The following is a 14,838-nucleotide window of genomic DNA, read 5'->3' as shown; positions in this document are numbered from 1 at the left end:
CCTACCTTCCCGTGTGGGCTGTGATGTTGCGGGTGAGCGACAGGTATCCGAGGACGAAGCCGATCCCCCAGCTGAAGTGGATGCACGGCAAGACTACGAGAAACCACAGGAACGGGCGAAAACCGTCGCGGCGGCCCCAGACCAGGGCCGAGACGACCACGATCACGAGGTACAGCAGCGGCGCGGCGAAGCCCCAGAGCAGCCACGGGGTCGCACCGAGGGCGGCCTGCACGATCCCGGCGATGCCGAGCAGGGTTCCGACGGTGACGCCGATCACCATGACCGGCGGTGCGAAGTAGCGCAGGCCGTTCGACGCCGGGAACCGGCGCGCGAGCTCGCCGCGCCAGATGCCGGTGGAGAAGAACTGCCGCGCCAGACGGTACAGGTTGGGCCGCGGGCGGTACGTCACCTTGAGCCGCGGTGTGAACCACACGGTGCCGCCCGCCGTCCGGATGCGGCGGTTGAGCTCCCAGTCCTGCCCGCGCTTGATCTCCTCGTCGAACAGCCCGACCTGGAGCAGGCGGTCGCGGCGGAAGACGCCGAGGTACACGGTCTCGGCCGGGCCGGCCTCGCCGCCGACGTGGAGCTTGGTGCCGCCGAGGCCGACCCGGCTGCCGTAGGCCCGCGCGACGGCGCGCTCGAAGTCGGTGGTGCCCTGCGCGTCCATCAGGCCGCCGACGTTGTCGGCGCCGGTCTCGAGCATGGTCTCGACCGCGATGCGGGCGTACTCGGGCGGCAGGACGCTGTGGGCGTCGACACGGATCACGATCGGGTACTGCGATTCGCGGATGGCCAGGTTGAGCCCGGCGGGCGTCGAGCCGACGACGTTGTCCACGACCCGGATGCGGTCGTCCACCGCCGCCAGCTCTTCGACCAGCTCGGTGGTGCCGTCCATGCTGGGACCGAGGGCGATCGTCACCTCGAACGGGCCCGCGTAGTCCTGTTCGAGCAGGCTGTCGACCGCTGCCCGGACGTGGGTGACCTCGTTGAGCACGGGCATCACGTACGAGACACCGGGGAGGGTGTTCACGGCGGGGTCCGGCATCTGATCCTTCGGTCGTACGGGTCGGCGTCGAGCCTACCAGCCGCCCCTGCGACGAGCCCGGGAGGAACGGCGGAGGGCCGCCCCGCGTCGGCGGGACGGCCCTCTCAGCGCTTCCGGGTCACTGGGCGGGAAGCGAGCCCAGCGTCACCGAGGCGGTCTTGGTCTGACCGCCGCGGATGTACGTGAGGTCCACCTTCGCGCCGGCCGCCTGCGCCCGCACCTGGGCGGTCAGGTCGGTCGCGTCGGTGATCGGCGAGCCGGCGAAGTTCACCACGACGTCACCGGCCTTGAGGCCCGCGTCCGCCGCGGCGCCGCCCGACGTGACGTTCTTGATCAGCGCGCCGACCGTCGTCGCGTTGCTGTCGCTGCTCGCATCGGCGACCGAAGCCCCGAGCAGGCCGTGGCTGGCGGATCCGTTCTTGATGATCTCGTCGGAGATGCGCTTCGCGAGGTTCGACGGGATGGCGAAGCCGACGCCGATGCTGCCCGACTGGGAGCCGTCGGTGCTGGAGCCGCCGGCGCTCGCGATGGCGACGTTGACGCCGATCAGCTGGCCCTTGTCGTTCAGCAGCGCGCCGCCCGAGTTGCCGGGGTTGATGGACGCGTCGGTCTGGATGACCGGCAGCGAGATCGTGCCCTGGGACTGCTGCTGTTGCTGCTGCTGTCCGCCCTGTCCGGGGAAGTCGAAGTTGAACGGGTTCTGGCCGTTGTCGTTCCCATTGCCGTTGCCGTCGCTGTTGGAGTCGCCCTTCGGCGCGGCGGACGACGCGATGCTGATGCTGCGGTTGAGCGCGGAGACGATGCCGTCGGTGACCGTGCCGGAGAGGCCGAGCGGGGCGCCGATGGCGACCGTCGTGCTCCCGACGTTCAGCTTGCCGGAGTCGCCCCAGCTCATCGGGGTGAGCCCGGAGGCCTTGTCGAGCTTGATCACGGCGAGGTCGGTGGTCGGGTCGGTGCCGACGAGCTTCGCGGTGTAGATCTTGCCGTCGTTGTCGGTCACCGTGATGCTGACGTTCGACGCCTGGCCGTCGAGCGTGACGACGTGCGTGTTGGTGAGCACGTAGCCGTCGCTGGTCAGGACGATGCCGGAGCCGGTGCCGCCCGAGCTGGACGCGCTGACCGAGATGGTCACGACACTCGGCGAGGCCTTCGCGGCGACGGCGGTGACCGTCGTGGCGTTGTTGGAGTCGTTGACCGTGATGTTCTGCGGGCCCGACACCGTCTTGATGGTGGCGTTGCCGCCGTTGGTGGCGGCGTAGAGGCCGACCCCGGCGCCGGCGCCGGCGATGCCGCCGACGAGTGCGCCGATCGCGAGCGTCGCGATGATGAGGCCGGTGTTGCCGCGCTTGGCGGGCTTCTGGGCCGGGGCGGCGCCGGGGGCGCCCGGGGTGCCGGGGGCCGCGGCGTAGGCCTGCTGGTGCCCGTTCGGCGCGTACGGCTGCTGGCCGTATCCGGACGGCTGGCCGAAGGAGCCGCCGCCGTAGTTCGGCTGCTGCCCGTACGGCTGGCCGTAGGGCTGCGGGTGCACGGGCTGGGTGGGCTGGGTGTGCTGCGCTCCCGGCTGCACCGGCGCGGGCTGCGGCACGGTCGGCTGGTGGTCGACCGGCTGCTGCGGGACCGTCGGCTGCGGGACCGTCGGCTGCACCGCGGTCGGCTGCGACGCGGTGTCCTGAGCGGCGCTCTCGGTGTGCTGGGGGGCCGCCGTCTCGGCGGAGGGGGCCTGCTCGGTGCCGGCAGCATCCACGACCGCGTCGGTGTCGGCGTCATGCTGGGGCTTCGCGGGCTCCGGAGTGTTCGGGGTGTCGGTCATGGTGTTGCTCCTTCCAAGCACGAACAGCTTGGGATGCCAACCTGAGCGTTCTCTTTCCCGATGCTGTGGACGACCTTCTGCAAGTCGATGACTCTCCACAACGTAACCGATGGGTGAGGTGGGAGTAAGGCCGTACGGTGGATCCATGACGATCTCCGGAGCCTGGCGACGCGCCGCCGAGGGCGCGGGGCTGCTCGGCGCCGACGGGTCCGTCCGGCCGACCATCTTCGCCGAGATGAGCGCGCTGGCGGCACGCACGGGCGCGATCAACCTCGGCCAGGGCTTCCCCGACGAGGACGGGCCCGCCGAGGTGCTCGATGCCGCGGTCGCGGCCATCCGCGGCGGCGACAACCAGTACCCGCCCGGAACGGGCATCCCCGACCTGCGCCTGGCCGTCGCCGAGCACCAGCAGCGGTTCTACGGGCTGGAGGTCGACCCCGACCGTGAGGTGCTCGTGACCGCGGGCGCCACGGAGGCCATTGCGGCCACGCTGCTCGCACTCCTGGAGCCCGGCGACGAGGTCGTGACGTTCGAGCCGTACTACGACGAGTACGGCGCCGTCATCGCCCTCGCCGGCGGCGTGCACCGCACCGTCCCGCTCGAGCCGCCCGCGTTCCGCCCCGATCTCGACCGGCTGCGCGACACGGTGACCGACCGGACGCGGGTGATCCTCGTGAACACTCCGCACAATCCCACCGGCGCCGTGCTCGACCGCGAGACGCTCTCCGTCGTCGTGGAGCTGGCCGAGCGGCACGACGCCGTCATCGTCACCGACTCGGTGTACGAGCACCTGACCTTCGGGCCGGAGCACATCCCGATCGAGTCGCTGCCCGGAGCCCGGGAGCGCACGGTCGCCATCTCGTCCGGCGGCAAGACCTTCAACACGACCGGCTGGAAGGTCGGCTGGCTCACCGCGCCGGCCCCGCTGGTGACCGCCGTGCTCGCTGTGAAGCAGTTCCTCACGTATGTGAACGGGGCGCCGTTCCAGCCGGCGATCGCCGCCGGGCTCCGGCTCCCCGGCGCCTACTTCCACGGCATCGCCGACGCTCTCGCGTACAAGCGCGACATCCTCTCCGACGGCCTGCGTTCGGCCGGTTTCGGCGTCTTCCCGAGCGACGGCACCTACTTCGTCGTCGCCGACGCGGCGCCGCTGGGGTTCCCGGACGCCGTGGAGCTGTGCCGGACGCTGCCGGAGCTCGCCGGGGTGGTCGCCGTGCCTCTCGGCGCGTTCAGCCGCGGAGAGTACGCCGCGCGAACCGCGTCTCTCGTCCGGTTCGCGTTCTGCAAGCGCACCGAGGTGCTGGAGGAGGCGGCCCGCAGGCTGTCGTCGCTTCCGCGCTGAGTCAGCGCGGGACGACGCGGTAGCGGCGCAGCGCCAGTGCGGGGTTCCGCTCCCGGACCTCGCGGATCCGGGCGGTCGACACCTCCGCCACCGCGACGCCGGTCGTCTCGCCGAGCCCGGCGACCGTGACGCCCATCGGGTCGACGATCGCGCTCACGCCGACGCCGATCGACGGCGGATGGTCCGCCGCGGCGACGTACAGGGTGTTCTCGATCGCCCGCGCGGCCAGCAGCGTCGTCCAGTGGAACTCCTTGAGCGGGCCGCGCACCCACTCCGCCGGCACCGCGACGAGGTCGGCTCCCGCGTCCGCCAGGCGGCGCGTGACCTCCGGGAAGCGCAGGTCGTAACAGGTCTGCAGACCGACGGTGACGCCGTCCACGTCGAAGGTCTGCGGCTCGTCCACGGGACCGGGGACCACCCACTCCGACTCCCGGGAGCCGAAGGCGTCGTACAGGTGCTGCTTGCGGTAGGTCGCCAGCACATCGCCCGACTCCCCCACCGCGACGAGCGTGTTGGAGAACTTGCGGGCTTCGTCCGTGCGCTCGATCAGTCCCGCCACGATCGTGACACCGTGCTCGCGCGCCGCGGCGGCGAGCCCGCCGACGAACTCGCCGTCGAGCGGCTCCGCGTTGCGGGCGAACGAAGGCCCGAGCGGGTCGGTGAAGTACGACGCGTACTCGGGCAGCACGACCAGCCGGGCACCGCGCGAGGCGGCGACCGCGATGAGCCCGGCCACCACATCCCGGTTGTGGACGCGGTCCTCCCCCGGCGCGAACTGGACGACCGCGACGCCGATGCTCCGCCCCTCGACGGTCAGCTCCGCCGGCCGGTCGCCCACAGCGCCACGGTCGCTCACAGCGCCACGGTCGTTCACGGCGCCACCTCGACGCGCGGGATGGCCGCCGTCACCGGCTCCGGCGTCTCCACCGGCAGCACGATGCTGATGGAGGTGCCGACGCCCTCCTCGCTGGCGATGTCGAGCCGGCCGCCGTGGGCCGTGACGATGGCCTTCGTGATGGTGAGGCCGAGGCCGACTCCGGGCACCGCGTTGCGCGTGGCCGTGGACGCCCGGAAGAAGCGCTGCGAGAGCCGGCTGAGCTCCACGGCGGGGATGCCGATGCCGGTGTCCGAGACGGCGATCACGGCCGTCTCGCCGTCGGCGCGCAGCGCGACGGTGACGGTCCCGCCGGACGGCGTGAACTTGATCGCGTTGGAGACCAGGTTGTCGACCGCCTGCCCGAGGCGCACCGCGTCGCCGCGGACCTGGAGCGGCCCGTCCGGCAGGTCGCCCACGATCGTCACGCCCGCGTTGGCGGCGAGCGGACGCGCCGACTCGATGGAGGCGGACACTACACTCCCGAGTTCCACGTCGCGGATGTCGAGCGGGAACCGGCCGGATTCCACCTGCGCGGTGAACAGCAGGTCGCCGACCAGCCGCAGCAGCCGGTGGGCGTTGCGCTCGGCGACGCCGAGGTACTGCAGCTGCTCCTCCGAGAGCGGCGCCTCGTCGTCGTCCCGCATGAGCTCCAGGTAGCCGAGGATCGACGACAGCGGCGTTCGCAGCTCGTGCGAGATCAGCCCGACGAACTCGTCCTTGAGCCGCGCGAACTCCCGTGCCTGTGTCATGTCGGTCGCCACGAAGATGAAGCCGACGCGGTGCCCGTTCTCGTCGAGCCGCGGCGTCGCCGCCACCTGCACCGCGACACGCTTGCCGTCGGGCCGCACGTAGGTCCAGTCGCGGACATCGGCGGAGCCGGCCCGGACGGTGTCGACCAGGGCGGAGAACTCGTCGACGCTCGACACCGTGGTGACCCGTGCGTCCATGTCCTCCAGCCGCTGCTCGATCTCCTGCGTGTCGTGGAAGTCGATGATGTGGTGCTTGCCGTCGAGCACCTGCTTCTCGGTCAGGCCGAGCATCTTCGCGGCGCCGGGGTTCCAGACGTCGATGAGCCCGTCGAGGTCGGTGCCGATGACCGACTGCTCGGTCACCGCGTTCCAGATGCTCTGGATGAGCCGGTTCGCGGTCTTCAGCCGCGCCTCGTTGAGCACCAGCTCGTCCTGCGCGGTGACCGCCTGCGCCAGCAGCTGCTGCTGCTGCTCGACCGCCTCGCGCGCCACCCTGAGCTGCACGCGCATCCGGTGCGCGATCTCGTTGATGACGACGGCCACGATCAGGTAGAGCACCGGCGAGAAGAACGCGCGGACGATGTCGGCCGGGGATCCGCCCCCGCCGTCGACCACGAGCGGGGCGAGCAGGACGATGAAGGTTCCGACCGCCGCGATCAGGATGTTGACACGCCCCTCCTCGGAGGCGATCCACACGAACGGGAGCAGTGTCAGCACCACGAACGGCGACGCCGACGAGCCGGTGCCGAGACGCATCAGTCCGACCGCGAGAAGAGACAGCACCGGGACGATGACCGCCCACTCCGCGGCGAAGCGTCGCCAGGGCACGGCGAGGGACAGCACCGTGGCGATCAGGACGAGCACGATGCTGGCGACGAATTCCGGCCAGTTCGTCACGGGCACCCCGTTGGGCATCAGGGCGATGAGCACGACGATGCCGAACCCGACCAGCGTCGGAAGCTGCTTCATGAACGCCGACGGCGAGTCGAGCGGGATGCGGCTGATCCAGCGATCGATCGTCATACCCGTTCCTCCAGGTCGAGCATCTCGCGGATGCGGGTCGAGAGCAGCCGCGGACTGAACGGCTTCACGATGAAGCTGTCGGAGCGGTCGGCGACCACGCCGTGGTCGGTCAGCAGCTGCACGGAGGCGGACACCATGAGGATGAGCGTGTCCTTCGTGAGCGCATCCGAGCGGATGGCCTCGGCGACCTCCACGCCGTTGAGCCCCGGCATCGAGATGTCGAGCACGGCCAGGTCGACCCCGCCCGAGCGGACGGCGTCCAGCGCGTCCCGGCCGTTGTCCACGGCGGCCACGATGTCCACACCGGCACGCGAGGCGGCGATGGTCATCAGGCCCCGGATGTCGGCGTCGTCGTCCGCGATGACGACGCGCTTGCGGTCACCCGCCACGGGCTCCACGCCAGCCTCAGACATGCAGGAACACCACCCGGACGACCACGATGGCCGCGCACACCAGCAGGGCGACACCGGCGTACACCGGCAGCCGGTACTCCCAGCGGCGGTTGCGCTCCAGCTCCTCCTCGATCTGCTGCCGCACCTCGGCCGGCGGTTCGACGGGACTCATCGGGCCTCCTCGGTCTCGGCTGCGACGCGGGCGGACGCCGCGTCGAGGAGCGCGGGGACGCGCTCATAGCGCCCGACGTCGGCGGCGACGTGGCTGTCGGTGGAGGCAACGATACGCGCTCCGGCGCGCAGCAGCGCGGCGATGGCGTCGGGCCCGGGGCACGCCCACTTCTCGTTGACCTCGACGATCGTGCCGGTGGCGGCCGCCGCCTCCGCCCAGGCGAGCAGGCGCTGGGGGCCGAGCTGCGACTCGTCGAGGCCCACCTTCGGCAGGATCGAGAACCAGTGCGCCAGCTGGGCGTGCGGGGTGCGCTCCATCGCCCGGATGCCGGCCTCGACGAGCAGGTCGAGCGCGTCGTCCGCGGAGAGGCCGGCGTCGAGCCGCTCCCGGGTCGCGGTCGGCGACCACGGGCCGTCGGTGCCGGGGAACTGGTGGTCGCCGATGACGACGGCATCCACCCCGCCGGGCCCGACGACGAGGCCGGCCGGGGTGTCGACCGTCCCTGCCGCATCCAGCAGCTTCGCCTCCACGCCGGTCAGGACGGTGAGACCCTCCGGGATGCGCTCCGCGCGGACTGCGGACAGGAACTCCGGCACCCACGTCGTCGTAGCGCGCACGTGGTCGGTCAGCCGCAGCGTCGCGAGGCCGGCGGCGGAGGCGGCGGCGATGTTCTCCGCGAGCGTGCTCCTCGCGTCGTCGGAGAACGTGGAGTGGACGTGGAAGTCGCCGTGGAGCACGGCGGTCAGCCGAGCGGCCTCCGTCCCGCTCACTCCTCCGGTCCCTCCGTGTGCGCCGCGTTCTCGGAGACCAGCACATCGGCCGGACGCAGGAAGACGTCCTCGAGGAAACGGACGTTCGCCAGCTCCTCGAAGTCGACGGCGGACGGCACAGGGCGGCCGAGCACGAGGTCGAGCAGCAGCGACGGCATGTCCACGCCCGCCGCGATCGTCAGCGGCATCGCGCCGGGGAAGCGCGGGTTCACCTCCAGCAGTGCCGGGACGCCGTCGGAGCTGTAGCGCAGCTGGACGTTGGCGACGCCGGTCAGGCCGATCGCCCGCGCGACGTCGGCGGCCGTGTCGGAGAGCTCCGCCCGCCGCACGGTGCGCCCGGCGATCGAGACGCCGGAGTCGACCCGCTCGCGCGAGCGCGGAACGGCGGCGATGACCTCGCCGTCGAGACCGGCCAGCACGTCGACCGAGAACTCCTCGCCCGGCAGATTCTCCTGGATGATGATGCTCTCGTCGGTGCCGAGCGCCTCCAGCGTCCCGCGGTCCGGGATGAGGCGCACGCCGCGCGAGCCCGCGCCGCTCCGGGGCTTCACGATCACCGGGAAGGTCCAGTCGGCTCCGACGCCCTCGCGGTTCAGCAGCCGGGTCACGGGGATGCGCGCTCGGCCGTCGACGCGCTGCACCAGCGCGTACTTGTCGAGGCACGTGACGAGGGTGTCGTGCGTGGGAGCGGCCAGCGCCGTGCCGACTGCCGCGAGCTCGTCCCGCCGCGCGGCGAGCCCCGGGAGCTCGACGTCGACGGTCGAGAAGAGCACGTCGATGCCGTCCTCGCGGCTCATCGCGATGAGCGCGTCGACGAAGCCGTCGGAGCGGCCCGGCGGCACGATGCGGCGGCGGTCCGCCGGCACGAGGTACAGGCCGCTCGCCCAGCCGTCCATGTCGGCGGCGAACACGTCGACGTCGTCGCGGGCGAGCAGCGAGCGGATCACGGCGACGCCGGCCGGGCCGCCCGCGCCGGTGACCAGGACGCGGGTTCGGGTGGTGTCGGTCATCTACGCGGTCCTCCGGATGCGGGCGTCGGTCTGGATGCTGGAGGCCGGCACCGAGATGTCGGCGGTGTCGCGCATGACCTCCAGGGGTTCGCAGTTCTTCCCGCCCCCGAAGCGCGACCAGTAGCGGGCGGTGGCGAGCACGAAGTCCGGCTCGAGGTAGGCCCGGAGCTCGGTCTGCGAGCGGAAGCAGTCGAGCAGCTGCAGCTTGGTCTCGGTGAACCCGTCGATCGGCACGAACCGGGTGGGCCGGAAGTCGATGGTCGCCGACGGGCTCTGGTAGCAGCACACCGTCCGCACCGATCGCGTCGCCACGTTGGTGGCCGCGTGGACGGCCCGGTGGTCCTGGTGCCGGTCGTGCGACGAGTGCGTGTAGACGATGTCGGGCTGCACCTCGGCGACGACCCGCTCGATGATGCTCACGGTCGGGTCGGCGGCGGAGATGTGCGTGTCCTCCAGGTCCTCCAGGAACAGCCGGGCGCCCAGCAGCTCCGCCGAGGCGAGCGACTCGTGCTGCCGGTCGTCGGCGTCGCCGCCACGGGCGCCGCGCGAGAGGGTGAGGATGACGACGTCGTTGCCTGCGTCGCGGTGCGCGGCGAGGATGCCGCCGACGCCGATCTCGACGTCGTCCGGGTGGGCGCCGATCGCCAGCACCACCTGCCGGCGCTGGCCCGCGCGCTTGACGCGCCCCTCGGCCGCGAGACGGTTCACGATCTCCACCAGCTCGGCGGAGGCGACCGGCTTGGTGAGGAACTCGTCTGCTTGCGCCCGCAGTGCGGAGACGGCGTAGTCGACCGAGACGTGCGCGGTCATCACCACGACAGGCATGCCGGGATACCGGCTGCGCAGCTCCTTGAGCAGGTCGAGGCCGGAGATGCCCGGCATCTCGATGTCGGTGATGACCAGATCCGGATCGACCTCCGCGATCGTGTCCAGAGCCACCGAGGGGTCGGTGACGGCGATCGCCATCGCATCCGCCCGCTTCTCCAGCACGGTCTTCATGAAGAAGGCCACGTCCGGGTCGTCCTCGACCACCACCACCCGGAACTTCGTCACGGCACTCGCCATCGCATCCCCTATCTGGGAAAGACTCTAGTAGGACGACCGGTCCACACGGATCGACGCGCCCGGGCGGTCGTTCGCGATTTCACCCCTCTCCGGAACCGTGCTAGAGTCAATTCTTGTGCCGCGGGGTGGAGCAGCTCGGTAGCTCGCTGGGCTCATAACCCAGAGGTCGTAGGTTCAAATCCTGCCCCCGCAACCAATAAGGCCCCTGACCGGGAAGTTCTCCGGTCAGGGGCCTTTGCTGTCCCCCGCGACTGCGCCCCCGCGTCAGGTCTGCGGGTGCGCGCGCACCCGCAGACGTCACAGGCGGCCGCAGTCGCCTCGTGAGCGCCGGAGGGCGGAGACGGCGAAGCGGCCCGCACCCGGAGGTGCGAGCCGCTTCTGCGACGATCGGGACGGCTACTTGGCCGCCGGCTGCCCCTCGGCCGCGACGGCGTCGGAGATGGCCTGCTGCAGGCGCTGCTGCGCCGCGCCGTACGCCGTCCAGTCCCCCGACTTGAGCGCGGCCTGGCTGTCGGACAGGGCCTGCCTCGCGCGCTGCAGCGCATCCTGCAGAGCGGCGTTGTTCGCCGACGAACTGCCGCCGGTGCCGCCGCCCGAGGTCTCACCGCCGGACTGGCCGCCGGTTCCTCCGCTACCGGTGCCGGTGCTCGGGACGTTGTTGTCTCCCGCGCTCGCACCCGAGTCGCCGCCGAACAGCGCGTCGAGCGCCTGGTCGAGCGTGTCCTCGAACTCGATCTTGTCGCCGAACGCGACGAGCACCTTCTGCAGCAGCGGGTAGCTGGTCTCACCCGACGAGCGGACGTAGACCGGCTGCACGTACAGCAGTCCGCCGCCGACGGGCAGCGTCAGCAGGTTGCCGTTGATCACCTCCGACTTGCCCTGGCGCAGCAGGTTCAGCTGCTGCGACACGGTCGGATCGGAGTCGAACTGGTTCTGCATCTGGCCCGGGCCGGGGATGCTGTCGCCGGACGGCAGTTGCAGGAGTCTGAGCTTGCCGTAGCCGGAGGCGACCTTGCCCTTCTGGTCGCCCGCGTCCGCATCCACCGACAGGTACCCCTTGAGCACCGAGCGGCTCGACTCGCTCGTCCCCTGCGGGATGAAGGTCGAGTAGAGCGAGAACGTCGGCTCCTTCTGACCCGGCATCTTCAGCGTCAGATAGTACGGAGGCTGCAGCGCCGGGTTGCTCGACGGCGAGGTCGGGTCGTTCGGCGTCGTCCAGGCGTCCTCACGCGAGTAGAACGAGCCGGCGTCGGTGACGTGGTACTGACCGAGCACCGACCGCTGCACCTTGAACAGGTCGGACGGGTAGCGCACGTGGCTCATCAGCTGGGCGCTCATGTCGCTGACCGGCTTGACCGTCGACGGGAAGATCTTCTGCCAGGTCTTGAGAACCGGGTCGGTGGTGTCCCACGCGTAGAGGGTCACCGAGCCGTCGTAGGCGTCGACCGTGGCCTTCACCGAGTTGCGGATGTAGTTGATGTCGTCGAAGGCGTAGGCGGGCTTCGGCGTGTCCTTGTCGGCCGTGGCGTCGCTCAGGCTGCCGACGTGCGAGTACGGGAACTGGTCGCTCGTCGTGTAGCCGTCGACGATCCACTTGACCCTGCCGTCGACCACGGCCGGGTACGCCTGCGAGTCGAGCGTCAGGTAGGGCGCGACCTTCTCCACGCGCTTGATCGGGTCGCGGTCGTACAGGATCTGCGAGTTGTTGTTCACCGCGTCGGACAGCACGATCTGCTCGTCCTGGAACTTCAGCGCGTAGACCAGCCGCTTGAAGATGTTGTCGAGCTTCGGGCCGCCGTTGCCGTTGAACGTGGTGTACGTCTGCTGAGCGCCCTCGCTCCCGCCCGGGTAGTCGAGCTCGACGGGCTTGCTGCCCTTCGGGCCACCGACGATCGAGTAGGTGGGCGACTGCTCGCCGAAGTAGATGCGCGGCTGGTACGAGCCGAGCGTGCCGGAGGTCGGGATGCCCGACTCCAGGAACACCGGCTGGCCGTCGGTCGAGCGCTTGTTGCCGTAGGCGGCGACCAGGCCGTAACCGTGCGTGTACACGATGGTGTCGTTGAACCAGTTGCGGGCGCCGCTGAGACCGGACTGCTGCAGCTCGCGCACGGCGACCACGGCGTCCTGCTGGGTGCCGTCGAGGTTGTAGCGGTCGACGTTCAGCTTCTCCGGGAACGCGTAGTACTGCCGGAACTGCTGGAGCTGGCGGAACGACGGGCTGACGACGGCGGGGTCGAGGATGCGGATCTGCGCGGTGGTCTGCGCATCCTGACGCAGGGCGCCCTGCTCCGCGGTCGTCTTGGCGTTGTAGGGGATGGTCTCGATGTCGCTCAGGCCGTACGCCTCGCGCGTATAGTCGATCCCCTTCTGCACGTAGGGCGATTCCAGCGTCTTCTGGCTCGGGTCGACCTGGAAGCGCTGCACGACCCAGGGAACGATCGCGCCGACGACGAGGGCGGCGACGACGAGCAGCGCCGTTCCGACGATCGGGAACCGCCAGCGGCCGATGAACGCCGTCAGGAAGAACAGGATGGCGACGAAGATCGCCGCCCCCGCCAGGATCGCCCGGCCGGGGATGGTCGCGTTCACGTCGGTGTACGAGGCGCCGTTGATCATGTCGTTGACATTGGAGTCGGTGACGGTCGCGTAGCGGTCGAGCCAGATGCTCACGCCCTGCAGCAGCAGGTAGAGCCCGGCGACGACGGAGATCTGCACGCGCGCGGCGCGGGAGATGCGCACCTCCCGGCCGCTCACCCGGATGGAGCCGTAGAGGTAGCAGGTGGCGAGCGTCGCGAGCAGCGAGATGAGCACGACGGCCGACGCGAAGCCGACCAGGCTGCGCAGGAACGGCAGGTCGAAGAGGTAGAAGCCGATGTCGAGGTGGAACAGCGGGTCGGACTTGCCGTACGAGGTGCCGTTCAGCCAGAGCGCGGCGGTCTGCCAGCGGCTCGCCGCCGAGACGCCGGCGAAGATGCCGAAGACGATCGGGATGCCGTACATCGCGAGCCGGCGCAGCGGCTCGATGACCTGCTGGTAGCGGTCGAGCTGCGAGTTCAGCTTGGCGTAGACCGGCCGGAGCCGGTAGGCGAGCTGGATGCACAGCCAGAGCGGCAGCGCCATGCCGAGGAAGCCGATGAAGAACATGGCGAGCCCGGCCAGCCACTGGGTGGTCAGCACGTTCAGGTAGCCCAGCTGGTCGTACCAGAGGATGTCCGCGTACAGCCCGGCGAACACGAAGAAGAGGATCACCACCGCGACGATCACGCCGAGAGTGATCCAGATGGCCGCGCGCCGGCGGCCTGCGGGTCGAGCTGCTGCTGTTGAACTCACGTATGGCCTTCTTGGTCTCGCGTGACGGGTGTGACATCCATCCTAGGCAGCCGACGCTGGGAGAATGTTGCGGCTCCGCCGACCTCAGCCTGCGGGGCAGGTGGGAAGATCCGCCGTGCTCGACCCGTCGCGCACGGCCTCGAGGACCTTGAGCGAGTCGGACAGCGTCTTCACCGCGAAGACCTGCAGCCCGGCCGGAATGTGGCCGGTGACCTCGTCGCAGTTCGACGCGGGGGCGAGGAAGTAGGCCGCCTCGCCCTCGTCGCGAGCGGCGTACATCTTCTGCCGGATGCCGCCGATCGGCCCGATCTGGCCGGTGTTGTCGATCGTTCCGGTGCCGGCGACGCGCTTGCCGCCGTTCAGCGACCCCGGGGTCAGCTTGTCCATGATCCCGAGCGCGAACATCTGGCCGGCGCTCGGGCCTCCGACGTCGTTGAGCTGGATCTTCACGTCGAACGGGAAGGTGTAGTCCATGCCCGCCCCGATCCCGAGCACGACCTGGCCCTGCGACTCGGTCGGGGTGAGCGAGACGGTGGTCGCGGCGCCGTCGCGCACGATGCCGAGCTCGGCCGCCTTCTCCGCTCCGTTCGCTTTGACGGCGTTGCGCAGCTCGTCGACGCTGCTCACGGTCGTCCCGTTGACCGAGGTGATCTCGTCGCCGACCTTGAGCACTCCGGCGGCCGGCGTCTTGGGGATGAGCTGCTTCACGGCGACGTGCTCCGGGAAGGTGTAGCCCAGCTGGTTGAGCGCCGCGGCGATCGCGTCCTGCTGCGAGTCGACCATGAGGGCCGCGTTCTGGGCGTTGGACTGCTCGGTCGTGGTGCCGGGCGGGAAGACGCTGTCGATCGGCAGAACGGCCTTGCTCGGCTGGAACCATGCGCCGACGATCTCGACCCAGCTCGGCCGCTGCTCCGGATTCCCCACCAGCGAGACGGTCAGCAGATCGAGGGAGCCCTTCGTCGGGTAGGTCTTCTGGCCGGGGATGCTGATCAGCGGCTTCGCACCGTCGCTCGGTGCGGCACCCACCTTCTGGTCGGTGCCGAGCGTGTTGTACACCGGGCCCGGCTGCTCGATGACGAAGGGCGCGGGGACGAAGGCGAGCACGAGCGCCAGCAGCACGGCGACCGCGATGGCGACCCAGCCGACGATCACGCGCTTCGGCGGCGCCACGCGCTCCGGTTCCTGCCTGTACAGCGCCGGATCGTCGTCGCTGAACAGGGTCACGGGCCCATCCTCTCGGTCGTGTTCGCCAC

At 70.5% G+C, this 14,838-nt stretch carries 12 protein-coding genes and 1 tRNA gene; 2 read left to right on the top strand and 11 right to left on the bottom strand.

Annotated features, from left to right (window positions below):
* Position 1 precedes the first annotated feature (1 nt).
* Positions 2-1,045, bottom strand: a complete 1,044-nt coding sequence (locus HNO83_RS14315; protein WP_175338202.1) for a glycosyltransferase family 2 protein — start codon at positions 1,043-1,045, stop codon at positions 2-4.
* Between the two features lie 118 nt (positions 1,046-1,163).
* Positions 1,164-2,855: a S1C family serine protease gene (locus tag HNO83_RS14310; RefSeq protein WP_175338201.1), complete on the bottom strand. Its 1,692-nt coding sequence runs from the start codon at positions 2,853-2,855 to the stop codon at positions 1,164-1,166.
* Between the two features lie 145 nt (positions 2,856-3,000).
* Here HNO83_RS14310 and HNO83_RS14305 point away from each other — a divergent pair, with 145 nt between their 5' ends.
* On the top strand, positions 3,001-4,197 hold the full coding sequence (locus HNO83_RS14305) for a pyridoxal phosphate-dependent aminotransferase (protein ID WP_175338200.1): 1,197 nt from the start codon (positions 3,001-3,003) through the stop codon (positions 4,195-4,197).
* 1 nt (position 4,198) lies between these two features.
* Here the strand turns inward: HNO83_RS14305 and HNO83_RS14300 are convergent, their stop codons facing one another.
* Genes HNO83_RS14300 through HNO83_RS14270 form a run of 7 tightly spaced genes read right to left on the bottom strand, consistent with a single transcriptional unit; the run spans position 4,199 to position 10,255 of the window.
* Positions 4,199-5,035 (bottom strand): carbon-nitrogen hydrolase family protein, encoded by an 837-nt coding sequence (locus HNO83_RS14300; RefSeq protein ID WP_175338305.1) that lies wholly within the window; start codon positions 5,033-5,035, stop codon positions 4,199-4,201.
* Positions 5,036-5,067: 32 nt separating this feature from the next.
* Positions 5,068-6,846: a sensor histidine kinase gene (locus HNO83_RS14295; RefSeq protein ID WP_175338199.1), complete on the bottom strand. Its 1,779-nt coding sequence runs from the start codon at positions 6,844-6,846 to the stop codon at positions 5,068-5,070.
* On the bottom strand, positions 6,843-7,259 hold the full coding sequence (locus tag HNO83_RS14290) for a response regulator (RefSeq protein WP_175338198.1): 417 nt from the start codon (positions 7,257-7,259) through the stop codon (positions 6,843-6,845). Before HNO83_RS14290 ends, HNO83_RS14295 begins: the two co-directional genes overlap by 4 nt.
* Complete coding sequence (locus HNO83_RS14285) at positions 7,252-7,410, bottom strand: hypothetical protein (RefSeq protein WP_175338197.1); 159 nt, start codon at positions 7,408-7,410, stop codon at positions 7,252-7,254. The genes HNO83_RS14290 and HNO83_RS14285 overlap by 8 nt, the downstream gene beginning before the upstream one ends.
* Complete coding sequence (locus HNO83_RS14280) at positions 7,407-8,180, bottom strand: PHP domain-containing protein (protein WP_175338196.1); 774 nt, start codon at positions 8,178-8,180, stop codon at positions 7,407-7,409. Before HNO83_RS14280 ends, HNO83_RS14285 begins: the two co-directional genes overlap by 4 nt.
* Positions 8,177-9,190: an ATP-grasp domain-containing protein gene (locus HNO83_RS14275; protein ID WP_175338195.1), complete on the bottom strand. Its 1,014-nt coding sequence runs from the start codon at positions 9,188-9,190 to the stop codon at positions 8,177-8,179. Before HNO83_RS14275 ends, HNO83_RS14280 begins: the two co-directional genes overlap by 4 nt.
* Complete coding sequence (locus HNO83_RS14270; protein WP_175338194.1) at positions 9,191-10,255, bottom strand: response regulator; 1,065 nt, start codon at positions 10,253-10,255, stop codon at positions 9,191-9,193.
* A gap of 119 nt (positions 10,256-10,374) precedes the next feature.
* On the opposite strand from HNO83_RS14270, the gene HNO83_RS14265 reads away from it, so the two are divergent.
* Positions 10,375-10,451 (top strand) — tRNA-Met (locus tag HNO83_RS14265).
* 200 nt (positions 10,452-10,651) lie between these two features.
* Here the strand turns inward: HNO83_RS14265 and HNO83_RS14260 are convergent.
* Together HNO83_RS14260 and HNO83_RS14255 are read right to left on the bottom strand one after the other, a co-directional pair.
* Positions 10,652-13,585: a UPF0182 family membrane protein gene (locus tag HNO83_RS14260; protein WP_349627216.1), complete on the bottom strand. Its 2,934-nt coding sequence runs from the start codon at positions 13,583-13,585 to the stop codon at positions 10,652-10,654.
* 84 nt (positions 13,586-13,669) lie between these two features.
* On the bottom strand, positions 13,670-14,809 hold the full coding sequence (locus HNO83_RS14255) for a YlbL family protein (protein ID WP_175338193.1): 1,140 nt from the start codon (positions 14,807-14,809) through the stop codon (positions 13,670-13,672).
* Positions 14,810-14,838: the final 29 nt, after the last annotated feature.

This window comes from Leifsonia sp. C5G2 (assembly GCF_013359685.1).
Lineage (GTDB): Bacteria > Actinomycetota > Actinomycetes > Actinomycetales > Microbacteriaceae > Leifsonia.
This window is presented reverse-complemented; position numbering and strand designations above follow the sequence as displayed.

Excerpts from the sequence above, each read along its gene's own strand:
- HNO83_RS14290 (WP_175338198.1), bottom strand. The coding sequence starts at position 7,259 with ATGTCTGAGGCTGGCGTGGAGCCCGTGGCGGGTGACCGCAAGCGCGTC.
- HNO83_RS14275 (WP_175338195.1), bottom strand. The coding sequence starts at position 9,190 with ATGACCGACACCACCCGAACCCGCGTCCTGGTCACCGGCGCGGGCGGC.
- HNO83_RS14285 (WP_175338197.1), bottom strand. The coding sequence starts at position 7,410 with ATGAGTCCCGTCGAACCGCCGGCCGAGGTGCGGCAGCAGATCGAGGAG.
- HNO83_RS14295 (WP_175338199.1), bottom strand. The coding sequence starts at position 6,846 with ATGACGATCGATCGCTGGATCAGCCGCATCCCGCTCGACTCGCCGTCG.
- HNO83_RS14270 (WP_175338194.1), bottom strand. The coding sequence starts at position 10,255 with ATGGCGAGTGCCGTGACGAAGTTCCGGGTGGTGGTGGTCGAGGACGAC.
- HNO83_RS14305 (WP_175338200.1), top strand. The coding sequence starts at position 3,001 with ATGACGATCTCCGGAGCCTGGCGACGCGCCGCCGAGGGCGCGGGGCTG.
- HNO83_RS14310 (WP_175338201.1), bottom strand. The coding sequence starts at position 2,855 with ATGACCGACACCCCGAACACTCCGGAGCCCGCGAAGCCCCAGCATGAC.
- HNO83_RS14315 (WP_175338202.1), bottom strand. The coding sequence starts at position 1,045 with ATGCCGGACCCCGCCGTGAACACCCTCCCCGGTGTCTCGTACGTGATG.